At 61.6% G+C, this 22,023-nt stretch carries 18 protein-coding genes and 1 riboswitch; of the genes, 16 read left to right on the forward strand and 2 right to left on the reverse strand.

Features of this window, described 5'->3' with window-relative positions; all coding sequences use genetic code 11:
* Window positions 1-15: 15 nt before the first annotated feature.
* Entirely contained in the window at window positions 16-279 is a 264-nt protein-coding gene (locus BW992_RS13780; protein ID WP_072394902.1) for a DUF2790 domain-containing protein, read from the reverse strand.
* 427 nt (window positions 280-706) lie between these two features.
* Between BW992_RS13780 and acs the strand changes: the two genes are divergently transcribed.
* The 13 genes from acs (at window position 707) to astE (ending at window position 15,648) form a co-directional block, all read left to right on the forward strand.
* Window positions 707-2,662: an acetate--CoA ligase gene (gene acs, locus BW992_RS13785; RefSeq protein ID WP_072394900.1), complete on the forward strand. Its 1,956-nt coding sequence runs from the start codon at window positions 707-709 to the stop codon at window positions 2,660-2,662.
* Between the two features lie 642 nt (window positions 2,663-3,304).
* A complete protein-coding gene (locus BW992_RS13790) occupies window positions 3,305-4,078 on the forward strand; it encodes an ABC transporter substrate-binding protein (protein ID WP_072394898.1) in 774 nt (257 codons plus the stop codon).
* Between the two features lie 90 nt (window positions 4,079-4,168).
* Entirely contained in the window at window positions 4,169-4,858 is a 690-nt protein-coding gene (locus BW992_RS13795; RefSeq protein WP_072394896.1) for an ABC transporter permease, read from the forward strand.
* Window positions 4,855-5,553: an ABC transporter permease gene (locus BW992_RS13800; RefSeq protein WP_072394894.1), complete on the forward strand. Its 699-nt coding sequence runs from the start codon at window positions 4,855-4,857 to the stop codon at window positions 5,551-5,553. The genes BW992_RS13795 and BW992_RS13800 overlap by 4 nt, the downstream gene beginning before the upstream one ends.
* A 56-nt stretch (window positions 5,554-5,609) precedes the next feature.
* The gene (locus tag BW992_RS13805) at window positions 5,610-6,374 is read left to right on the forward strand and encodes an ABC transporter ATP-binding protein (protein WP_072394892.1); all 765 of its coding nucleotides are present in this window, start codon (window positions 5,610-5,612) and stop codon (window positions 6,372-6,374) included.
* 113 nt (window positions 6,375-6,487) lie between these two features.
* Window positions 6,488-7,468 carry a GlxA family transcriptional regulator gene (locus tag BW992_RS13810; RefSeq protein ID WP_072394890.1) on the forward strand — a complete coding sequence of 327 codons (981 nt, stop codon included), beginning with the start codon at window positions 6,488-6,490 and terminating at the stop codon, window positions 7,466-7,468.
* A 334-nt stretch (window positions 7,469-7,802) separates the two neighbouring features.
* The gene (locus BW992_RS13815) at window positions 7,803-9,023 is read left to right on the forward strand and encodes an aspartate aminotransferase family protein (RefSeq protein ID WP_072394888.1); all 1,221 of its coding nucleotides are present in this window, start codon (window positions 7,803-7,805) and stop codon (window positions 9,021-9,023) included.
* Between the two features lie 215 nt (window positions 9,024-9,238).
* The gene (gene aruF, locus BW992_RS13820) at window positions 9,239-10,258 is read left to right on the forward strand and encodes an arginine/ornithine succinyltransferase subunit alpha (RefSeq protein ID WP_072394886.1); all 1,020 of its coding nucleotides are present in this window, start codon (window positions 9,239-9,241) and stop codon (window positions 10,256-10,258) included.
* A gap of 43 nt (window positions 10,259-10,301) precedes the next feature.
* On the forward strand, window positions 10,302-11,327 hold the full coding sequence (astA, locus tag BW992_RS13825) for an arginine N-succinyltransferase (protein WP_072394884.1): 1,026 nt from the start codon (window positions 10,302-10,304) through the stop codon (window positions 11,325-11,327).
* Window positions 11,324-12,793, forward strand: a complete 1,470-nt coding sequence (gene astD, locus BW992_RS13830; RefSeq protein WP_165887866.1) for a succinylglutamate-semialdehyde dehydrogenase — start codon at window positions 11,324-11,326, stop codon at window positions 12,791-12,793. The genes astA and astD overlap by 4 nt, the downstream gene beginning before the upstream one ends.
* Before the next feature lie 130 nt (window positions 12,794-12,923).
* Window positions 12,924-14,270, forward strand: a complete 1,347-nt coding sequence (astB, locus tag BW992_RS13835) for an N-succinylarginine dihydrolase (RefSeq protein ID WP_072394880.1) — start codon at window positions 12,924-12,926, stop codon at window positions 14,268-14,270.
* Between the two features lie 70 nt (window positions 14,271-14,340).
* Window positions 14,341-14,628: a hypothetical protein gene (locus tag BW992_RS13840; RefSeq protein ID WP_053147236.1), complete on the forward strand. Its 288-nt coding sequence runs from the start codon at window positions 14,341-14,343 to the stop codon at window positions 14,626-14,628.
* A 12-nt stretch (window positions 14,629-14,640) separates the two neighbouring features.
* Complete coding sequence (gene astE, locus BW992_RS13845; protein ID WP_072394878.1) at window positions 14,641-15,648, forward strand: succinylglutamate desuccinylase; 1,008 nt, start codon at window positions 14,641-14,643, stop codon at window positions 15,646-15,648.
* A 123-nt stretch (window positions 15,649-15,771) separates the two neighbouring features.
* On the opposite strand, the gene BW992_RS13850 is transcribed toward astE, so the two are convergent.
* Window positions 15,772-16,281 (reverse strand): 6,7-dimethyl-8-ribityllumazine synthase, encoded by a 510-nt coding sequence (locus BW992_RS13850; RefSeq protein ID WP_072458720.1) that lies wholly within the window; start codon window positions 16,279-16,281, stop codon window positions 15,772-15,774.
* A gap of 100 nt (window positions 16,282-16,381) precedes the next feature.
* A riboswitch (FMN riboswitch) is annotated at window positions 16,382-16,552 on the reverse strand.
* A gap of 265 nt (window positions 16,553-16,817) precedes the next feature.
* Here BW992_RS13850 and ltaE point away from each other — a divergent pair.
* From ltaE to BW992_RS13865, 3 genes are all read left to right on the forward strand, one after another.
* Window positions 16,818-17,822: a low-specificity L-threonine aldolase gene (ltaE, locus tag BW992_RS13855; RefSeq protein ID WP_076406421.1), complete on the forward strand. Its 1,005-nt coding sequence runs from the start codon at window positions 16,818-16,820 to the stop codon at window positions 17,820-17,822.
* A 146-nt stretch (window positions 17,823-17,968) separates the two neighbouring features.
* Entirely contained in the window at window positions 17,969-20,590 is a 2,622-nt protein-coding gene (alaS, locus tag BW992_RS13860) for an alanine--tRNA ligase (RefSeq protein WP_072458719.1), read from the forward strand.
* 87 nt (window positions 20,591-20,677) lie between these two features.
* On the forward strand, window positions 20,678-21,919 hold the full coding sequence (locus BW992_RS13865; protein ID WP_072394869.1) for an aspartate kinase: 1,242 nt from the start codon (window positions 20,678-20,680) through the stop codon (window positions 21,917-21,919).
* Window positions 21,920-22,023 lie beyond the last annotated feature (104 nt).

Here is a 22,023-nt window from a genome sequence, read left to right on the forward strand (position 1 = left end):
TCGTTCACACGTCGGTCAGCCGTTGGAGCAACCGTTGCCCATGATGCTGTAGCGAAGGATGTGGAGCTGGCCCTTCGAATCTTCGTATTCCATCTTCGCCGGGACCACTTCGCAGACGTTCGGAATCTCGCTCATGTAAATGACTTTGGCGATGTCCAGGTGGGTGGAGTAGGTGTACTCCTCGATGGCCGGTTGTTGCTGTGCGACATCGGTCGGGACCTCGTCTGCCATTGCGCTGGCGCAAAGACTGCCGAGGACCAGGACCCATAGAGCTTTCATCTGATTCACCTTTCTTGAGGTCGAGTGGGTTCACGCAACCTTTTTGGGGTTGCGTGTGGAGCTGGGTTTGGAAGTTGGATTAACGGCCTTCGTGGGGGCTGTGTTGCGTTAATCGTGTTTGCCGGTTGGCGAGATGGATTCTAGGGAGCCGGGCCGGACGCAAACAGACCGGGTTTTGATAAACACTTTTGGTTGATTTGGTAATAATCGCCGGGAACGGGGCGCTGTCTGCGGCCAATGGTCTGGATCACCGACGCTGTGGCGAGCACGCCCGTTGTCATAGGGAAGTGCTCTGAAAACGGGCCTCGGGAGGGATTACCGACACTTTGTAGGGACTTGTTACTACCATCGTCGAATGGTTCCATAGGCCCGCGCCGAGCTACAACGGACCCATACAAAAACAACTATTGTCACCGAGGTAAGAAAGATGAGTGCGGCTTCCCTGTATCCCGTTCGTCCCGAGGTAGCGGCCAGTACGCTGACTGACGAGGCGACCTACAAGGCCATGTACCAGCAGTCGGTGGTCAACCCGGATGGTTTCTGGCGCGAGCAGGCCAAGCGCCTCGACTGGATCAAGCCGTTCACCACGGTGAAGCAGACATCCTTCGACGATCACCACGTCGACATCAAGTGGTTCGCCGATGGCACCCTGAACGTGTCCTACAACTGCCTCGACCGCCATCTGGCCGAGCGCGGTGACCAGGTGGCGATCATCTGGGAGGGCGACGACCCTGCCGAGAGCCGCAAGATCACTTATCGCGAGCTGCATGAAGAAGTGTGCAAGTTCGCCAACGCCCTGCGTGGCCAGGACGTGCACCGCGGCGACGTAGTGACGATCTACATGCCGATGATTCCCGAGGCCGTGGTCGCCATGCTGGCCTGTGCCCGGATCGGCGCGATCCACTCGGTGGTATTCGGTGGCTTCTCCCCCGAGGCGCTGGCCGGCCGGATCATCGACTGCAGGTCCAAAGTGGTGATCACTGCCGACGAAGGCATTCGTGCCGGCAAGAAGATCCCCCTCAAGGCCAACGTCGACGATGCGCTGACCAACCCGGAAACCAGCAGCATCCAGAAAGTCATCGTGTGCAAGCGCACCGCTGGCAACATCAAGTGGAACCAGCACCGCGACATCTGGTACGAAGACTTGATGAAGGTGGCGGGTACCGTTTGCGCGCCGAAGGAGATGGGTGCCGAAGAGGCGCTGTTCATCCTCTATACCTCCGGTTCCACCGGCAAGCCCAAGGGGGTGCAGCACACCACCGCCGGCTACTTGCTGTATGCGGCCCTGACCCACGAGCGCGTGTTCGACTACAAGCCGGGCGAGATCTACTGGTGCACCGCCGACGTCGGCTGGGTCACCGGCCACAGCTACATCGTCTATGGACCGCTGGCCAATGGCGCGACCACCTTGCTGTTCGAAGGCGTGCCGAACTATCCGGACATCACCCGCGTCGCGCAGGTCATCGACAAGCACAAGGTCAATATCCTCTACACCGCGCCGACCGCCATCCGCGCGATGATGGCTTCGGGTACCGCCGCTGTCGACGGTGCCGATGGCAGCAGCCTGCGCCTGTTGGGGTCGGTGGGCGAGCCGATCAACCCGGAAGCCTGGGACTGGTACTACAAGAACGTGGGCAAGGAGCGTTGCCCGATCGTCGACACCTGGTGGCAGACCGAAACCGGTGGCGTGCTGATCAGCCCGTTGCCAGGTGCCACAGCCTTGAAGCCGGGTTCGGCCACGCGGCCATTCTTCGGCGTGGTACCGGCGTTGGTGGACAACCTCGGCAACCTGATCGAAGGCGCCGCCGAAGGCAACCTGGTGATCCTCGATTCGTGGCCAGGCCAGGCGCGGACGCTGTACGGCGACCATGACCGTTTCGTCGATACCTACTTCAAGACCTTCAGCGGCATGTACTTCACCGGTGACGGTGCGCGTCGTGATGAGGATGGGTACTACTGGATCACCGGTCGGGTGGACGACGTGCTCAACGTATCCGGCCACCGCATGGGCACCGCCGAGATCGAAAGCGCCATGGTCGCCCACCCGAAAGTCGCCGAAGCGGCGGTGGTCGGTGTGCCGCACGACATCAAGGGGCAGGGCATCTATGTCTACGTCACCCTGAATGCCGGCGAGGAAACCAGCGAGGCCCTGCGCCTGGAACTGAAGAACTGGGTGCGCAAGGAGATCGGCCCGATTGCGTCGCCGGATGTGATTCAGTGGGCGCCGGGGCTGCCGAAAACCCGTTCGGGCAAGATCATGCGCCGTATCCTGCGCAAGATCGCTACGGCCGAATACGACAGCCTGGGTGATATCTCCACCCTGGCCGATCCGAGCGTAGTGGCGCACCTGATCGAGACCCACAAGACCATGAACGTCGCCTGACGGTAATCCGTAACACCGAAAAGCCCCGCCCGGTTTTGCCGAGCGGGGCTTTTTCGTGGGGCTGGCGCGCGCCCTCGCCACAGGTCAGGTGTTCGAGTGACTGCGGTGCCTGGTTTTGGGGCTGCTTCGCAGCCCGCAGGAGCAAGCTCCCTCGCCACAGGTTCGGCGAATGAATAAATATCGGCGTTTGAAGCAGGAGGTGTCTGAGCGTTACCGGTGTTTTGAAATGTGTAACCAAAGGCGCCACAACGGGGCGATGTGAAACGTGAAGCCCCGTCATAGGGCGGCTTCGGGCGTCTTGTAAAATAAGGCGACACGCTGTGCTTGCCGGATTAGAAGGGTTTGCCAATAATGGGCCCGCAATTTGCAGCATGGATCGGTTCCCCTTCTTTTGCTCTTGCATGAATTTGCGGAGCTGTCAATGTGCTCAAACAGCTTTCTCGGTGCTTCTGTAATTTGTTGTCGCATTGAAGAAATATCGGCTTCCGACCTGTCGTTAGAATGCCGATCACTCGCTCGTCGTGGCCTGCGTTGAATAAAACGTGGGCTTCCTAGGACGCAGCACCTGAGTTCGTTTTACCCATTCGCATATTGGGCTGTTGCTCACTCTGCCGTTTTGCCCTTTACCGATGGAGTCCCAAGATGAAGAAACTTGTGCTGCTTGGCGCCCTGGCACTGTCCGTGCTGTCCCTGTCGTCGTTCGCCGATGAGAAACCGCTGAAGATCGGTATCGAGGCGGCTTATCCTCCGTTCGCCTCGAAAGCCCCGGACGGCAGCATCGTCGGTTTCGACTACGACATCGGCAATGCGCTGTGCGAAGAGATGAAGGTCAAGTGTGTGTGGGTCGAGCAGGAGTTCGATGGCCTGATTCCCGCCTTGAAGGTGCGCAAGATCGACGCGATCCTGTCCTCCATGTCCATCACTGAAGATCGCAAGAAGTCCGTCGACTTCACCAACAAGTACTACAACACTCCGGCTCGCCTGGTGATGAAGTCCGGTACCCAGGTCAGCGAAAGCCTGGCCGAGCTCAAGGGCAAGAACATTGGCGTGCAGCGCGGCTCGATCCACGAGCGTTTCGCTCGCGAAGTCCTGGCCCCGCTGGGTGCCGAGATCAAGCCGTACGGCTCGCAGAACGAGATCTACCTGGATGTTTCCGCAGGTCGTCTCGACGGTACCGTGGCCGATGCCACCCTGCTGGATGACGGTTTCCTCAAGACCGACGCCGGCAAGGGGTTCGCCTTCGTGGGCCCGGCCTTCACCGACGAGAAATACTTCGGCGACGGTATCGGCATCGCGGTTCGCAAGGGTGATGCGCTGAAAGACAAGATCAATGGCGCGATCGCTGCCATTCGCGAAAATGGCAAGTACAAGCAAATCCAGGACAAGTACTTCGCCTTCGACATCTACGGCAAGTAATACCGTCCCGCTACTCGGGCGAAATGGCGCAAGCAACAGGCTCCCTGCGGTTTGCGCCATTTTTTCATCCCACTTTCGAGGACCTGAATCATGTTGAAAGGCTACGGGGCTGTCATCCTCGATGGCGCATGGTTGACGCTTCAGCTCGCCTTGTCGTCCATGGCTCTGGCCATCGTCCTGGGGCTGATCGGCGTCGCGTTGCGGCTCTCGCCGGTGCGCTGGCTGGCTTGGCTGGGCGACCTGTATTCCACGGTCATCCGGGGTATCCCCGACCTGGTGCTGATCCTGCTGATCTTCTACGGTGGCCAGGATCTGCTCAACCGTGTCGCGCCGCTGCTCGGGTATGACGACTACATCGACCTGAACCCGCTGGCGGCCGGCATCGGCACCCTGGGCTTCATCTTCGGTGCGTACCTGTCGGAAACCTTTCGTGGTGCGTTCATGGCGATTCCCAAGGGCCAGGCCGAGGCGGGCATGGCGTATGGCATGAGCGGCGTCCAGGTGTTTTTCCGGGTGCTGGTGCCGCAGATGATTCGCCTGGCGATTCCGGGCTTCACCAACAATTGGCTGGTGTTGACCAAGGCTACCGCACTGATCTCGGTGGTGGGCCTGCAAGACATGATGTTCAAGGCCAAGCAGGCGGCGGATGCCACTCGCGAGCCTTTTACCTTCTTCCTGGCAGTGGCGGCGATGTATCTGGTGATCACCAGTGTCTCGTTGCTGGCATTGCGTCACCTCGAGAAGCGCTACTCGGTAGGCGTAAGGGCGGCTGATCTATGATCTTCGACTACAACGTCATCTTCGATGCCTTGCCGCTGTACTTCAGTGGCCTGCTGACCACGCTCAAGCTGCTGGCCCTGTCGTTGTTCTTCGGCCTGCTGGCGGCGTTGCCCCTGGGGCTGATGCGGGTGTCCAAGCAGCCCATCGTCAATATGACGGCCTGGCTCTACACCTATGTGATTCGCGGCACCCCGATGCTGGTGCAGCTGTTCCTGATCTACTACGGGCTGGCGCAGTTCGAGATCGTACGCGAAAGCTTCCTCTGGCCGTGGCTGTCCAGTGCGACCTTCTGTGCATGCCTGGCATTCGCCATCAATACCAGTGCCTACACCGCCGAGATCATCGCCGGCAGCCTGCGGGCCACGCCTAACGGCGAGATCGAAGCGGCCAAGGCCATGGGCATGTCGCGCTACAAGCTGTATCGCCGGATCCTGCTGCCGTCGGCCCTGCGTCGGGCGCTGCCGCAATACAGCAACGAGGTGATCATGATGCTGCAGACCACCAGCCTGGCGTCCATCGTGACCCTGATCGACATCACCGGCGCCGCGCGCACGGTGAACGCCCAGTATTACCTGCCTTTCGAGGCTTACATCACGGCCGGTGCCTTCTACCTGTGCCTGACCTTCATCCTGGTGCGCCTGTTCAAGCTGGCCGAGCGTCGCTGGCTGAGTTACCTGGCCCCGCGCAAGCACTGATAACGCATCGACCCGCTCGACTGCTCAACGACTGACGTTTTGTGAGAACCGACCGCATGTACAAGCTTGAAGTCCAAGACCTGCATAAACGCTATGGCAGTCACGAAGTGCTCAAGGGCGTGTCCCTGAAGGCCGCCGCCGGGGATGTCATCAGCATCATCGGCTCCAGTGGCTCCGGCAAGAGTACATTCCTGCGTTGCATCAACCTGCTCGAGCAGCCTCACGCCGGCAAGATCCTGCTCAACAACGAAGAGCTGAAGCTGGTAGCTGGCAAGGATGGCGCCTTGAAGGCCGCTGACCCCAAGCAGCTGCAACGCATGCGTTCGCGGTTGTCGATGGTGTTCCAGCATTTCAACCTGTGGTCCCATATGACTGCGCTGGAAAACATCATCGAGGCACCCGTGCATGTGCTGGGCGTGCCCAAGGCCGAGGCCCGGGAGAAAGCCGAGCATTACCTGAACAAGGTCGGCGTGGCCCATCGCAAGGACGCCTATCCGGGCCACATGTCCGGCGGCGAGCAGCAGCGCGTGGCGATCGCCCGCGCGTTGGCGATGGAGCCGGAAGTCATGCTGTTCGACGAGCCGACCTCGGCCCTCGACCCGGAACTGGTGGGCGACGTGCTCAAGGTGATGCAGGCCCTGGCCCTGGAGGGTCGGACCATGGTGGTGGTGACCCATGAGATGGGTTTCGCCCGTGAGGTGTCGAACCAGCTGGTGTTCCTGCACAAGGGGATCGTCGAAGAAAGCGGCAACCCACGGGAAGTGCTGGTCAACCCGCAATCGGAGCGCCTGCAACAATTTCTTTCGGGCAGCCTCAAGTAATCGCTCCCGTTACGCCGCTGATTTGGGTCATGCTGAGCACCAAGTGCCAGATGGTCTAATTTGGTTGCAGCCGCTTTTGGCTTTAACACTGTTTTCGCTTCGGATTGCCCGACATGACTGCCCATCGAATTGGTTTCCTGATTTGGCCCAGCACTAAAGCCCTGACGCTGGCGCTGGCGGAGGAGGCCTTGCGTGTTGCTCAGCGGGTGCATCCGGAGGTGGCCTACGAACTCTCGTTCCTGCAGGCCGAGCCGCCGGTGGAGGGCACGTGGCAATTGCCGGGTGAACCCTGGGCGGGCAAGCTTGAAGGCCTGCAGAAGCTTTTCCTGCTGGCCGATGAGCCGCCGACCGCACTGGCCTCGAACCTGAGCAGCGCCCTCAAGCAATTGGTGCGTGCCGGCTGCGTGATCGGCGGGTTGTCCGCTGGCGTTTATCCCCTGGCCCAGTTGGGTCTGCTCGACGGTTATCGTGCAGCGGTGCATTGGCGCTGGCAGGACGATTTTTCCGAGCGTTTCCCCAAGGTCATCGCCACCAGTCACCTGTTCGACTGGGATCGCGACCGACTGACCGCGTGTGGCGGCATGTCGGTGCTCGACCTGTTGCTGGCGGTGCTGGCCCGGGATCACGGTGCCGAGCTCTCTGGCGCGGTGTCGGAAGAACTGGTGGTCGAGCGTATTCGCGAAGGTGGCGAGCGTCAGCGCATCCCGTTGCAGAACCGCCTCGGCTCCAGCCATCCGAAGCTCACCCAGGCCGTGCTGCTGATGGAAGCCAATATCGAAGAGCCGTTGACCACCGACGAAATCGCCCAGCATGTCTGCGTATCCCGCCGGCAACTGGAGCGGATCTTCAAGCAATACCTCAATCGCGTGCCGAGTCAGTATTACCTGGAGCTGCGCCTGAACAAGGCCCGGCAGATGCTGATGCAGACCAGCAAATCCATCATCCAGATCGGCTTGTCCTGCGGTTTTTCCTCGGGGCCGCATTTCTCCAGCGCCTATCGCAACTTCTTCGGTGCCACGCCGCGGGAAGATCGTAACCAGCGGCGCAGCAGCAATCCATTCGAGCTGTCTTCGGTGCCCTCCGAGCGCGGCTAGGGCTGGCACACCAGCTGCTACAGCATCTGTGGTTGGGGGCTGGCACACCATCCTGTGGCCAGGGCTGGTACAGCATCTGTGGCTGACACGACACCCTGTGGCGAGGGCATTCCAGCAAGCAAGGGAAATGTGAGTGTCTCTGCCTCAAAGCCTGCGCCAACGTTTAAACTGCGCCTTTGCGACGCTATTTGTCGCATTGCCGTAAACCCGCGCAAAACGTGGGTTGGCGCTATAAGAAGTTGTCGCTTGGCGACAAGGTCAGGCCGAAAACTGTCCTTACAATCCCCCCATCACTCGCCAGTTCCAGGCGAGTGTTCCTCTTCAGGAGACTCCGATGTCCGTTGAGCAAGCCGCGGTACAACGCGCCGATTTCGACCAGGTGATGGTCCCCAACTATGCACCTGCTGCCTTCATACCTGTGCGTGGCGCCGGTTCCCGCGTGTGGGACCAGTCCGGTCGCGAGTTGATCGATTTCGCCGGCGGCATCGCGGTCAATGTGCTGGGGCATGCCCATCCCGCGCTGGTCGGCGCATTGACCGAGCAGGCCAACAAGCTGTGGCACGTGTCCAACGTTTTTACCAACGAGCCGGCGCTGCGCCTGGCCCATAAGCTGGTCAACGCGACCTTTGCCGAGCGGGCATTCTTCTGCAACTCCGGTGCCGAAGCCAACGAGGCCGCCTTCAAGCTGGCCCGTCGAGTCGGGTTCGATCGTTTCGGTAGCGAGAAATACGAAATCATCGCCGCGCTCAACAGCTTCCACGGTCGCACTCTGTTCACCGTCAACGTTGGCGGACAGGCGAAGTACTCCGATGGTTTCGGTCCCAAGATCGCCGGCATCACCCACGTGCCCTACAACGACCTGGCAGCGCTGAAGGCAGCCATTTCGGACAAGACCTGTGCCGTGGTGCTGGAGCCGATCCAGGGCGAGGGCGGCGTATTGCCGGCTGAAGTGGCTTATCTGCAAGGCGCTCGCGACCTGTGCGACGCCCATGACGCGCTGCTGGTATTCGACGAAGTGCAGACCGGCATGGGTCGCAGCGGCGAGCTGTTCGCCTACATGCATTACGGCGTGGTCCCGGACATCCTCACCAGTGCCAAGAGCCTGGGCGGTGGTTTCCCGATCGCGGCGATGCTCACCACCGAGGCGCTGGCCAAGCACCTGGTGGTCGGCACCCATGGCACCACCTACGGCGGCAACCCACTGGCATGTGCGGTGGCCGAGGCGGTGATCGATGTGGTCAACACCCCTGAGGTGCTGGGCGGCGTCAAGGCCAAGCACCACAAGTTCAAGGCTCGCCTGGAGCAGATCGGCGAGAAGTACGGCCTCTTCACCCAGGTGCGTGGCCTCGGCTTGCTGCTCGGCTGTGTGTTGAACGATGCCTGGAAAGGCAAGGCCAAGGACATCTTCAACGCTGCCGAACAGGAAGGCCTGATGATTCTGCAGGCTGGCCCGGACGTGGTCCGTTTCGCCCCGAGCCTGGTGGTGGAAGATGCCGACATCGACGCGGGCCTGGACCGTTTCGAACGGGCCGTGGCGAAGTTGACCCAGGCCTGATTCATTTCAATTGAACCGGGGCTACTGTGGGAGCGAGCCTGCTCGCGAAAGCGGTGATTCGGCTTGCGTCAAGGTTGGATGTGCCACCGCCATCGCGAGCAAGCTCGCGCCCACAGGGTGTGGTGGTGGCCTCCAGGCAGGCAGTGAGCCCGGTATTTTTTTCCGAATCTCGACCTCCCGGTCGAACCGTTTATTTCAAGTTAAGGAGTGACACCATGCTGGTGATGCGCCCCGCGCAAATGGCTGACCTGGGCGAGGTACAGCGTCTGGCTGCGGACAGTCCGATCGGTGTCACTTCCCTGCCCGATGACGTGGAACGCCTGAGCGACAAGATTGCCGCGAGCGAAGCCTCGTTTGCCGCCGAAGTCAGCTTCAACGGCGAGGAAAGCTATTTCTTCGTCCTGGAAGACACTGCCACCGGCAAGCTGGCGGGCTGTTCGGCCATCGTGGCGTCGGCCGGTTATTCCGAACCGTTCTACAGCTTTCGCAACGAGACCTTCGTCCACGCGTCCCGTGAGTTGAAGATCCATAACAAGATCCATGTCCTTTCCCAGTGCCACGACCTGACGGGCAACAGCCTGTTGACCAGTTTCTACGTGATTCCGGAGCTGGTGGGGTCGCCCTGGGCCGAGCTCAATTCCCGTGGACGCCTGCTGTTCGTCGCCAGCCATCCGGAGCGCTTCGCCGATTCGGTGGTGACCGAGATCGTCGGCTACAGCGATGAAAATGGCGACTCGCCGTTCTGGGACGCCATCGGTCGCAACTTCTTCGACCTCAATTACGCCGCCGCCGAGCGCTTGTGCGGGCTGAAAAGTCGCACTTTCCTTGCCGAGCTGATGCCCCATTACCCGATCTACGTGCCGTTGCTGCCGGACGCGGCGCAGGAGGCCATGGGCCAGGTCCACCCGCGTGCGCAGATCACCTTCGACATCCTGATGCGCGAAGGCTTCGAGACCGATCATTACATCGACATCTTCGACGGCGGCCCGACGCTGCACGCCCGGGTTTCGGGGATTCGCTCGATTGCCCAGAGCCGCGTGGTGCCGGTGAGGATCGGCGAAGCCGTCAAGGGAGCCGGTCGCCAATACCTGGTGGCCAACGCCCAGTTGCAGGATTACCGCGCCGTGTTGCTCGAGCTCGACTATGCGCCGGGCAAGCCGGTGACCCTGGACATGGAAGCAGCCGAGGCCCTGGGCGTCGGCGAAGGCGCCAGCGTGCGCCTGGTGGCGGTTTAATGAGTTTCGCGGGGTGCGTGAGCAGCCCGTTTGAGGAGATAGCATGATCGTTCGTCCCGTACGCAGCAGCGATTTACCCGCCCTGATCGCCCTGGCCCGCAGCACCGGCACCGGCCTGACCACCCTGCCGGCCAATGAAGAGCGCCTGGCCCATCGGGTCGGCTGGGCGGAGAAGACCTTTCGCGGCGAAGCCGGGCGTGGCGATGCGGATTACCTGTTCGTGCTCGAAGACGACGATGGCCGGGTGGTGGGCATTTCCGCCATCGCCGGTGCCGTGGGGCTGCGGGAGCCCTGGTACAACTTCCGCGTCGGCCTGACGGTCAGCGCATCCCAGGAGTTGAACATCTACCGGGAAATCCCGACGCTGTTCCTGGCCAACGACCTGACCGGCAACTCCGAGCTGTGCTCGCTGTTCCTGCACGCCGATTACCGCAATGGCCTCAACGGACGCATGCTGGCCAAGGCCCGGTTGTTGTTCATCGCCGAGTTCCCGAAGCTGTTCGGCAACAAGATCATCGCCGAAATGCGAGGCATGTCCGATGAAACCGGGCGTTCGCCATTCTGGGAAAGCCTGGGCCGGCATTTCTTCAAGATGGAATTCAGCCAGGCCGATTACCTGACCGGCGTGGGCAACAAGGCGTTCATCGCCGAACTGATGCCCAAGTTCCCGCTGTACACCTGCTTCCTGTCCGAAGATGCCCGGGCCGTCATCGGCCAGGTCCATCCGGACACCGAGCCTGCGTTGTCGATGCTCAAGAGCGAAGGGTTCAGCTACCAGGGCTACGTCGATATCTTCGACGCCGGCCCGGCCGTGGAGTGCGAAACCGGCAAGATCCGCGCAATCCGCGAAAGCCAGGCGCTGGTCCTGGCGATCGGCACGCCGGGAGACGACGCCACGCCGTTCCTCATCCATAACCGCAAATGCCTGGATTGCCGTATCACGGCCGCCCCGGCGCGTTTCGCCTCGGGGACCCTGGTGGTCGATCCGCTGACCGCCAAACGTCTTCAACTCAACGCTGGCGATCAGGTTCGCGCCGTCGCGTTGTCTGCTGCTCGGGAGTCGAAATAATGAATTCGCTGTACATTGCGGGAAGCTGGCTGGAAGGCCAGGGCGACGCGTTCGAGTCATTGAACCCGGTGACCCAGCAAGTGCTGTGGTCGGGCAAGGGCGCCACGGCGGCTCAAGTGGAGTCGGCGGCGCAGGCGGCGCGCCAGGCGTTCCCGGACTGGGCCCGGCGCCCGCTGGAGGAGCGGATCCAGGTGCTGGAAGCCTTTGCCGCCGCCCTGAAGCGTCGCGCAGACGAGCTGGCCCGCTGCATCGGTGAGGAAACCGGTAAGCCATTGTGGGAAGCGGCCACCGAAGTCACCAGCATGATCAACAAGGTCGCCATCTCGGTTCAGAGCTACCGGGAGCGGACCGGCGAAAAGAGCGGCCCCCTGGGCGATGCCACCGCCGTGCTGCGCCACAAGCCCCACGGCGTGGTGGCGGTGTTCGGTCCGTATAACTTCCCGGGCCACTTGCCGAACGGTCATATCGTGCCGGCGCTGCTGGCCGGCAACTGCGTACTGTTCAAGCCGAGCGAGCTGACGCCGAAAGTCGCCGAGCTGACGGTCCAGTGCTGGGTCGAGGCCGGTCTGCCGGCGGGTGTGCTCAATCTGCTGCAAGGCGCCCGGGAAACCGGCATCGCCCTGGCGGCGAACCCGGGCATCGACGGCCTGTTCTTCACCGGCTCCAGTCGGACCGGCAACCTGTTGCATCAACAGTTCTCCGGTCGCCCGGACAAGATCCTGGCCCTGGAAATGGGCGGTAACAATCCGCTGGTGGTAGACGAAGTGGCCGACGTGGATGCGGCCGTCTACACCATCATCCAGTCGGCATTCATTTCCGCGGGCCAGCGCTGCACTTGCGCCCGCCGTCTGTTGGTGCCGGAAGGCGCCTGGGGCGATGCCTTGCTGGCGCGCCTGGTGGCGGTCAGCGCGACCCTGGAAGTGGGGGCATTCGACCAGCAGCCAGCGCCGTTCATGGGTTCGGTGATTTCCCTGGGCGCGGCGAAAGCATTGATGGATGCCCAGAACCATCTGTTGGGTCTTGGGGCCGTGCCGTTGCTGGCCATGACCCAGCCATTGCCCCAGGCTGCACTGCTGACGCCTGGGATCCTCGACGTGACCGCGGTGGCCGAGCGTCCCGACGAAGAACTGTTCGGGCCGTTGCTGCAAGTGATTCGCTACGTGGATTTCCCAGCGGCCATCGCCGAGGCCAACAATACTCAATATGGTCTGGCCGCTGGCCTGCTGTCGGATTCCCAGGAGCGCTACCAGCAGTTCTGGCTGCAAAGCCGCGCGGGCATCGTCAACTGGAACAAGCAACTGACCGGTGCGGCCAGCAGCGCGCCGTTCGGCGGTGTCGGCGCCTCGGGCAACCATCGCGCCAGCGCTTATTACGCGGCCGATTATTGCGCCTATCCAGTGGCGTCCCTGGAGACGCCAAGCCTTGTCATGCCGGCTGCCCTGACCCCTGGCGTGCGAATGGCGTGAACCTCGATCGCGAGCAAGCTCGCTCCCACAAGGACAGTGCAAGACCCTGTGGGAGCGAGCTTGCTCGCGATAGCCGCGCCGCAGTTGTTATTTGATGCCTATAAAAACAGATTCTCGTGGAGCCTCGCTGATGAAATCCTTTGAAGTCAACTTTGACGGTCTAGTGGGGCCGACCCATAACTACGGCGGGCTCTCGTACGGCAATGTCGCGTCCCAGAGCAACAGCCAGCAATCCTCGAACCCCAAGGAAGCGGCGTTGCAAGGCCTGGCGAAAATGAAAGCGCTGATGGACATGGGCTTCCAGCAGGGCGTGCTGGCGCCGCAGGAGCGCCCCGACGTGGCGGCCCTGCGCCGGTTGGGCTTTGCCGGCAGCGATGCCCAGGTCATCCAGCAGGCGGCGAAGGAAGCGATGCCGTTGCTGGTTGCCAGTTGCTCGGCCTCCAGCATGTGGGTGGCCAACGCCGCCACCGTCAGCCCGAGCGCCGACACCGCTGACGGTCGTGTGCACTTCACCGCGGCCAACCTCAACTGCAAATACCACCGCAGCATCGAGCATCCCACCACCAGTCGGGTGCTGGGGGCGATGTTTGCCGATCAGCAGCACTTCGCTCATCACGCCGCGTTGCCGGCGGTGGCGCAGTTCGGCGACGAGGGTGCGGCCAACCACACCCGTTTCTGCCGGACCTACGGCGAGACCGGTGTCGAGTTCTTCGTGTTCGGTCGTAGCGCCTTCGACGCGCGTTATCCGGCGCCACAGAAGTATCCGGCGCGCCAGACCCTCGAGGCGTCCCGCGCCGTTGCCCGCCTGCATGGCCTGCGGGAGGAAGGCGTGGTGTATGCCCAGCAGAATCCGTCCGTGATTGACCAGGGCGTGTTCCATAACGATGTGATCGCAGTGGGTAACGGCGAAGTGCTGTTCTATCACGAGGACGCCTTCCTCGAGACCGAAAGCATGCTGGCGGAGTTGAGTGGCAAGCTCGCCAGGGTCGGTGGGAAATTTCAATCGGTGTGCGTACCGCGTTCTGCGGTCACCGTGGATGATGCGGTTCGTTCCTACCTGTTCAATAGCCAGCTGCTGTCGCGTCCCGATGGCTCGATGCTCTTGATCGTGCCGGAGGAGTGCCGCAGCAACGCCCGCGTCTGGCAATACCTGCAAGGCCTGACGAGCTCTGGCGGGATCATCCGCGAAGTGAAGGTCTTCGACCTCAAGCAGAGCATGCAGAACGGTGGTGGCCCAGCTTGCCTGAGGTTGCGCGTGGCGCTCAACGAAACCGAACTGGCGGCGGTCAACCCAGGGGTTATCATGACCGCGTCGTTGTACGATTCGCTGACCCAGTGGGTCGAGCGGCATTACCGCGACCGCATGACCGAAAACGATCTGGCCGATCCGCAATTGCTGCTCGAATGCCGGTCGGCACTGGATGAATTGACGCAAATCCTTAAACTGGGCTCGGTCTATCCATTCCAGATCAATTGAAAGCGCGCGCGACCTGACTACAGTCAACGCAGGGCGCGTGGCCTTACCCCCGGACGAGAACGTAAAAGACATGAGCGATTCCCTGCAACTGATTCTTGAAGACACCGACGGCACCCAACTGCAAACCTCCTGCACCCGCGTCGCGGTGATGTGGCAGGGCAAGGAGTTGTGGATCCAGCAGGATGGCCGCGGTCAGTTGCTGATCGGCGTGGACGTGGAGGAGGGGGATGAGGAGTACGCCAACCTGCTGCTGCGCCCATTGGCAACCAACCTGGTCAGCCTGCAACTGGAAATGGAACCGGCCGACCTCGGCGACGATGACCATGTCCATGGCCCGGATTGCGGCCACGACCATTAAGGAACCCGCGCTATGCTCGCCCTCGGCAAACTGCTTGAACTGACCCTCGCTGGCCGTGAACCGGCGGAGAAGACTCAACTGACTGTCGAAGGCGTGCGGATGCGCTGGTTGAGCGAGGGCGCGCTGGAGGTCAAGCCGCCCGAAGCCCGGGACAACGGCCTGGACCTGCTGCTATCGGCCGGTATCCATGGCAACGAAACCGCCCCGATCGAATTGCTCGACCGCCTGCTGCACGATATCGCCCGCGGCGATATAAAGCCGCGGGCCCGCATTCTGTTTCTGTTCGGCAATCCCGAGGCCATCCGGCGCGGTGAGCGTTTCGTCGAACAGGACGTCAATCGGCTGTTCAATGGTCGTCATGAGTTGAGCGGCGGTCCCGAAGCCTTGCGAGCCTGCGAGCTGGAGCGGCTGGCCGCCAGTTTCTTCAGTCGGCCGGAGCGCGCTCGCTTGCATTACGATCTGCACACGGCCATCCGTGGCTCGAAGATCGAGCAATTCGCCCTGTATCCATGGAAAGAAGGCCGTCAGCACTCCCGGCGTGAACTGGCGCGCCTGCGTGCTGCCGGCATGGAGGCGGTGCTGCTGCAGAACAAGCCATCCATCGTGTTCAGCGCCTACACCTACGATCAGCTTGGTGCGGAGTCCTTTACCCTGGAGCTGGGCAAGGCCCGTCCGTTCGGACAGAACGAAGGCGTCGATGTCAGCCTCCTGGAAATCCGCCTGAAGCAGATCATCGAAGGCAACGAGCCTGAACTGGATGAAGGGCTGGACGGCCTCCAGCTGTTCAGCGTGGCGCGGGAGGTCATCAAGCACAGCGACAGCTTCCGCCTGAACCTGCCAGCGGATATCGAGAACTTTTCTGAACTGGAAAAGGGCTATGTGCTGGCCGAGGACATTGCCCAGACCCGCTGGGTGATCGAAGAGGAGGGAGCCCGGATCATTTTCCCGAACCCAAAGGTCAAGAATGGCTTGCGGGCCGGTATCCTGATCGTGCCGGCGACTGACGAAAACCTGATCTGAAACCCACGCCAAACCACTGTGGGAGCGAGCTTGCTCGCGATAACGGTGTGCCAGTCAATGTTGAAGGTGACTGATACTCCGTCATCGCGAGCAAACTCGCTCCCACAGGTTGTTGAGTGGCTGTTAGCTCGCTACCGCCCGTTGCTCACTGCGGCGCAGCACCCGGGTCTTGTGCAGGGTGTCGGCGCAGGTCTTCGCCGCTTCCTGGCCCTTGTGCACGAAATGCTCGAAAAAGAACTTCTGGTGCTCTTCCCCGGCATGGAAGTGATGTGGCGTGAGCACCACCGAGAACACCGGTACTTCGGTATCCAGTTGGACCTGCATCAGGCCGCTGATGACCGATTGCGCGACGAACTCGTGGCGGTAGATGCCGCCATCCACTACCAGACCTGCGGCGACGATCCCGGCGTAGCGGCCTGTCCTGGCCAGCAGCTTGGCATGCAACGGGATTTCGAAGGCGCCACCGACTTCGAAAAAGTCGATGTCGCTCTCCTGATAACCCTGATTGAACATCTCGGCAACGAACCCCTTGCGGCTCTGGTCGACGATTTCCTTGTGCCAGCAGGCCTGGATGAACGCGACGCGCTCGCCCGGATTGAGTTTGGTCTTGCTATCGATTGCAGTGGGTTGCATGTTCTGGTTCCTGTTTGTGTGAAAAACAGGGCGTCATGAATCGAAGGGGATTCGAGGGGGCGCCGCGCGCAGACAGGCGCAGGCGGCCCTTGGGTAACAATCCCGTTCTCTCTTCATCCGGACTATGACCGTCGGCCCCGGAATCACACCGGGTCTGCTGACCTTGCCGCTGCACCGCGTGAAAAACCGTGCATCGCCAAGCGCTCGCGGGCTATGCACCTTGCGTGCAATTACCGCCGGTGGGGAATTGCACCCCGCCCTGAGAACGTTTTTGCCGCCATGGTTTGGGGCAGCGGCGGATTTTTAACACATAACCTACTGTGGGGGCGAGCTTGCTCGCGATAGTGGTGGTTCGGCTTGCGTTGATGCTGGATGCACTGTCGCCATCGCGAGCTAGCTCGCTCCCACAGGTGTTTTGATTAATCTTCATTTACAGGAGGGTGTTTTCCTGCGGCCAGCCTTGATTATTCCCCGCCATGCCCGCAGTAATTGCCCTTCGACAGGGAATTCCCCCATCTGAACTCGAGGCCAGATTCATGAGCGTTATTGATCTTCGCAGCGACACGGTCACTCAACCTTCCGCCGCCATGCTGGATGCCATGGCCACTGCGCCCACCGGCGACGATGTGTATGGCGAAGACCCGACCGTCAACCGTCTTGAAGCCGAACTGGCCGCACGCCTGGGGTTCGCCGCGGCGCTGTTCGTACCCAGTGGCACCATGAGCAACCTGCTGGGCCTGATGGCCCATTGCGAACGTGGCGACGAATACATCGTCGGCCAGCAGGCCCATACCTATAAATACGAAGGTGGTGGTGCGGCGGTGCTCGGTTCGATCCAGCCACAGCCGCTCGAAGTGCAGGCGGATGGTTCCCTGGACCTGGCGCAGGTCGCCGCGGCGATCAAGCCCGATGATTTTCATTTTGCCCGTACTCGCCTGCTGGCCCTGGAAAACACCATGCAAGGCAAGGTGCTGCCGCTGGAGTACCTGGCCCGCGCCCGCCGCTTCACCCAGGACCATGGCCTGGCCCTGCACCTGGATGGCGCGCGACTGTACAACGCTGCGGTGAAGCTGGAGGTCGATGCCCGGGAAATCACCCAATATTTCGACTCCGTCTCGGTGTGCCTGTCCAAAGGCCTCGGCGCGCCTGTCGGCTCGGTGCTGTGTGGCAGCATCGAACTGATCGACAAGGCTCGACGCCTGCGCAAGATGGTCGGTGGTGGCATGCGTCAGGCCGGCATTCTCGCGGCGGCGGGGCTGTATGCGTTGGACCACCACGTCCAGCGCCTGGCCGAGGACCACGCCAATGCCCAGCGGCTGGCCGACGGGTTGCGGGCGGCGTGTTACGAGGTCGAGCCTGTGCAGACCAACATGGTGTACGTGCAAATGGGCGAGCGGGCCGAGGCCATCAAGGCGTTTGCCGCCGAGCGTGGCATCCGGCTCAGTGCCGCGCCACGCTTGCGGATGGTGACGCATCTGGACGTCGACGCCGGGCAAATCGATCAGGTGATCGCCACTTTCGTCGATTTTTCCCGCCGCTGAGCAGCCAGGCGACGTAATTGAAGGTTTCTATCGCATAAACACGCTGTACCCCACGCGAAGGGCCGATATAATGCGGCCCTTTGCCGTTGCTTCGTCTGTTGACGTTTTGCACAGGCCTTTGGCCGCAGCCTCCGTGGAAGAACCTAATGAAAAGCGCAGAAATCCGTGAAGCCTTCCTTCGCTTCTTCGAAGAGCAAGGCCACACCCGAGTAGCCTCCAGCTCTTTGATCCCGGGCAATGACCCGACCCTGCTGTTCACCAACGCGGGGATGAACCAGTTCAAGGATTGCTTCCTGGGCCAGGAAAAACGTGCCTACACCCGTGCGGTAAGCAGCCAGAAATGCGTGCGTGCCGGTGGCAAGCACAACGACCTGGAAAACGTTGGCTATACCGCTCGTCACCACACCTTCTTCGAAATGCTGGGTAACTTCAGCTTCGGCGACTATTTCAAGCGCGACGCCATCACCTTCGCCTGGACCTTCCTGACCTCCGAGAAGTGGCTGAACCTGCCCAAGGAGAAGCTCTGGGTAACGGTCTATGCCACCGATGACGAAGCCTATGACATCTGGACCAAAGAGGTCGGTGTCCCGCCGGAGCGCATGGTACGCATCGGCGACAACAAGGGAGCGCCTTACGCTTCCGACAACTTCTGGACCATGGGCGACACCGGCCCTTGTGGCCCTTGCACCGAGATCTTCTACGATCACGGCGCCGATATCTGGGGCGGCCCGCCTGGCTCGCCGGAAGAAGACGGCGACCGCTACATCGAGATCTGGAACAACGTGTTCATGCAGTTCAACCGCACCGCCGATGGCGTACTGCATCCGCTGCCGGCGCCGTCGGTCGATACCGGCATGGGCCTGGAGCGGATCAGTGCGGTGTTGCAGCACGTTCACTCCAACTACGAAATCGACCTGTTCCAGAGCCTGCTGAATGCATCGGCCAAGGCCATTGGCTGCACCAACGACAACCAGGCTTCGCTGAAAGTGGTGGCAGACCACATCCGCTCGTGCGGTTTCCTGATCGCCGACGGCGTATTGCCGTCCAACGAAGGTCGTGGCTATGTACTGCGCCGGATCATCCGTCGCGCCTGCCGTCACGGTAACAAGCTGGGTGCCAAGGGCAGCTTCTTCTACCAGATCGTCGCGGCGCTGGTGGCGGAAATGGGCGAGGCTTTCCCAGAGCTGAAATCCCAGCAGGCTCATATCGAGCGCGTGCTCAAAGGTGAAGAAGAGCAGTTCGCCAAGACCCTGGAGCAGGGGCTGAAGATCCTCGAGCAGGACCTGGCCGAGCTCAAGGGCAACGTGGTACCGGGCGACGTGGTGTTCAAGCTGTACGACACCTACGGTTTTCCGATGGACCTGACCGGCGACATCGCCCGCGAGCGCAACCTGACCCTCGATGAGGAAGGTTTCGAGCGCGAGATGGAGGCACAGCGTGTGCGTGCCCGTTCGGCCAGCGCCTTCGGCATGGACTACAACAGCCTGGTCAAGGTCGATGTGGCTACCGAATTCACCGGCTATGGCGGCACCACCGGTTCGGCCAAGATTGTCGCCATCTATAAGGACGGGCAATCGGTCGACATCCTGAGCGAAGGCCAGGAAGGGGTGATCGTGCTGGACACGACGCCGTTCTATGCCGAATCCGGCGGTCAGATCGGCGACAGCGGCTACCTGCAGGCCGGCAACTCGCGTTTCGACGTGCGGGACACCACCAAGACCGGCGGTGCATTCCTGCACCACGGCGTGCTTACCTCGGGCAGCCTGATGATCGCCGCCCCGGTGGCCGCCCATGTCGACGCCGAGGTTCGCCACGCCACTTCGCTCAATCACTCCGCCACGCACCTGTTGCACGCAGCATTGCGCCAGGTGCTGGGCGAGCACGTCCAGCAGAAGGGCTCGTTGGTGGATAGCCAGCGCCTGCGCTTTGACTTCAGCCACTTCGAGGCCGTCAAGCCGGAGCAGCTCAAGGCCCTGGAAGACATCGTCAACGCCGAAATCCGCAAGAACTCCCCGGTGGAGACCGAAGAAACCGATATCGACACCGCGAAGAAAAAAGGCGCGATGGCTCTGTTCGGCGAAAAATACGGCGACAGCGTGCGCGTCCTGAGCATGGGCGACTTCTCCGTAGAATTGTGCGGCGGTATCCACGCCAACCGGACCGGCGACATCGGCCTGCTCAAGATCGTCAGCGAAAGCGGCGTGGCCTCCGGCGTGCGCCGGATCGAGGCGGTCACCGGTGCTGCGGCACTGGCGTACCTCAACGCTGCCGAAGAACAACTCAAGGAAGCGGCGAGCCTGATCAAGGGCAACCGTGACAACCTGATCGACAAGCTGTCAGCCGTGCTGGAGCGCAATCGCCTGCTGGAAAAGCAGGTTGAACAGCTGCAGGCCAAGGCCGCCAGCGCTGCGGGCGACGATCTGTCGGCACAGGCCGTGGACGTCAAGGGCGTCAAAGTGCTGGCCGTACGCCTGGACGGCCAGGACGGCAAGGCCCTGCTGGGGCTGGTCGATCAGCTGAAAAACAAACTCGGCCGCGCAGTGATCCTGCTCGGCGGTGTCCATGAGGAAAAGGTCGTTCTCGTCGCAGGCGTGACCAAAGACCTGACCGGCCAACTCAAAGCCGGTGATTTGATGAAGCAGGCCGCTGCGGCAGTGGGCGGCAAGGGCGGTGGTCGTCCGGACATGGCGCAAGGCGGCGGTACCGACGCCGGCGCGCTGGACGCGGCACTGGCCCTGACCGTTGCATTTGTAGAGCAGGGTATTTAAGGCAGCGCCCCGGGTTCGTGGTCTAGTCGCGAGCCCGGCCGCTGTTGTGATTATTGGGCGCCCTTCGTGGGCAGAGGCGGCTTTGAAATGGCTTTGATCGTACAGAAATTTGGAGGCACCTCGGTCGGCACTGTCGAGAGAATCGAACAAGTCGCCGACAAGGTTAAGAAATTCCGTGAAGCGGGCGATGACCTGGTGGTTGTGCTGTCGGCAATGAGCGGCGAAACCAACCGTCTGATCGATCTGGCCAAGCAAATCAGTGGTGATCAGCAGCCGGTTCCCCGTGAACTGGACGTGATCGTCTCCACCGGTGAGCAAGTGACCATTGCCTTGCTGGCCATGGCGCTGATCAAGCGTGGCGTGCCGGCGGTGTCCTACACCGGTAACCAGGTGCGCATCCTGACGGACAGCGCGCACAACAAGGCGCGTATCCTGCAGATCGACGACCAGAAGATCCGGGGCGACCTGAAGGCGGGCCGGGTCGTGGTCGTCGCCGGTTTCCAGGGCGTGGACGAGCACGGCAACATCACCACCCTGGGTCGTGGCGGTTCCGATACCACCGGCGTTGCGCTGGCGGCGGCCCTGAAGGCTGACGAATGCCAGATCTACACCGATGTGGATGGCGTCTACACCACCGACCCGCGGGTGGTTCCCGTGGCTCAGCGCCTGGACAAGATCACGTTCGAAGAGATGCTGGAAATGGCCAGCCTCGGTTCGAAGGTATTGCAGATCCGGGCAGTCGAATTCGCCGGCAAGTACAACGTTCCGCTGCGTGTCCTGCACAGCTTCAAAGAGGGTCCGGGTACCCTCATTACTATCGATGAAGAGGAATCCATGGAACAGCCGATCATTTCCGGCATCGCCTTCAACCGCGATGAAGCCAAGCTGACCATCCGTGGCGTGCCAGACACCCCCGGCGTGGCATTCAAGATTCTCGGCCCGATCAGTGCCGCGAACATCGAAGTCGACATGATCGTGCAGAACGTTTCGCACGATAACACCACCGACTTCACCTTCACTGTGCATCGCAACGACTACCAGGCTGCCGAGGCCGTCCTGAAGAAGACTGCGTCCGAGATCGGTGCCCGGGAAGTGGTGGGTGACACCAAGATTGCCAAGGTCTCGATCGTCGGCGTCGGCATGCGTTCCCATGCTGGCGTGGCCAGCCGCATGTTCGAATCACTGGCCAAGGAAAGCATCAACATCCAGATGATCTCGACGTCGGAAATCAAGGTTTCCGTGGTGATCGAAGAGAAGTACCTGGAACTGGCCGTGCGCGCCCTGCACACGGCTTTCGAACTCGACGCGGCTGCCCGACAGGGCGAATAAGGCGTTGTCCCGAGGGCGCGGCTTGGCCGCGCCCTTTGTTTTCTGAATGGCGCGTTTCAAAACTGTTCTTTTGCCCGCGCTGGTCAATACTTAGGCCTGTAGGC

Origin of the sequence: Pseudomonas sp. 7SR1, assembly GCF_900156465.1 — a bacterium.
Classification (GTDB): domain Bacteria; phylum Pseudomonadota; class Gammaproteobacteria; order Pseudomonadales; family Pseudomonadaceae; genus Aquipseudomonas.

What these genes read in the sequence shown, in the direction of transcription:
- ltaE (WP_076406421.1), top strand. Translation starts at nt 16,818, where the DNA reads ATGAGCGTTATTGATCTTCGCAGCGACACGGTCACTCAACCTTCCGCC.
- astA (WP_072394884.1), top strand. Translation starts at nt 10,302, where the DNA reads ATGATCGTTCGTCCCGTACGCAGCAGCGATTTACCCGCCCTGATCGCC.
- BW992_RS13795 (WP_072394896.1), top strand. Translation starts at nt 4,169, where the DNA reads ATGTTGAAAGGCTACGGGGCTGTCATCCTCGATGGCGCATGGTTGACG.
- astE (WP_072394878.1), top strand. Translation starts at nt 14,641, where the DNA reads ATGCTCGCCCTCGGCAAACTGCTTGAACTGACCCTCGCTGGCCGTGAA.
- astB (WP_072394880.1), top strand. Translation starts at nt 12,924, where the DNA reads ATGAAATCCTTTGAAGTCAACTTTGACGGTCTAGTGGGGCCGACCCAT.
- BW992_RS13815 (WP_072394888.1), top strand. Translation starts at nt 7,803, where the DNA reads ATGTCCGTTGAGCAAGCCGCGGTACAACGCGCCGATTTCGACCAGGTG.
- BW992_RS13780 (WP_072394902.1), bottom strand. Translation starts at nt 279, where the DNA reads ATGAAAGCTCTATGGGTCCTGGTCCTCGGCAGTCTTTGCGCCAGCGCA.
- BW992_RS13800 (WP_072394894.1), top strand. Translation starts at nt 4,855, where the DNA reads ATGATCTTCGACTACAACGTCATCTTCGATGCCTTGCCGCTGTACTTC.
- acs (WP_072394900.1), top strand. Translation starts at nt 707, where the DNA reads ATGAGTGCGGCTTCCCTGTATCCCGTTCGTCCCGAGGTAGCGGCCAGT.
- BW992_RS13840 (WP_053147236.1), top strand. Translation starts at nt 14,341, where the DNA reads ATGAGCGATTCCCTGCAACTGATTCTTGAAGACACCGACGGCACCCAA.
- BW992_RS13850 (WP_072458720.1), bottom strand. Translation starts at nt 16,281, where the DNA reads ATGCAACCCACTGCAATCGATAGCAAGACCAAACTCAATCCGGGCGAG.
- alaS (WP_072458719.1), top strand. Translation starts at nt 17,969, where the DNA reads ATGAAAAGCGCAGAAATCCGTGAAGCCTTCCTTCGCTTCTTCGAAGAG.
- BW992_RS13865 (WP_072394869.1), top strand. Translation starts at nt 20,678, where the DNA reads ATGGCTTTGATCGTACAGAAATTTGGAGGCACCTCGGTCGGCACTGTC.
- BW992_RS13810 (WP_072394890.1), top strand. Translation starts at nt 6,488, where the DNA reads ATGACTGCCCATCGAATTGGTTTCCTGATTTGGCCCAGCACTAAAGCC.
- BW992_RS13805 (WP_072394892.1), top strand. Translation starts at nt 5,610, where the DNA reads ATGTACAAGCTTGAAGTCCAAGACCTGCATAAACGCTATGGCAGTCAC.
- BW992_RS13790 (WP_072394898.1), top strand. Translation starts at nt 3,305, where the DNA reads ATGAAGAAACTTGTGCTGCTTGGCGCCCTGGCACTGTCCGTGCTGTCC.
- aruF (WP_072394886.1), top strand. Translation starts at nt 9,239, where the DNA reads ATGCTGGTGATGCGCCCCGCGCAAATGGCTGACCTGGGCGAGGTACAG.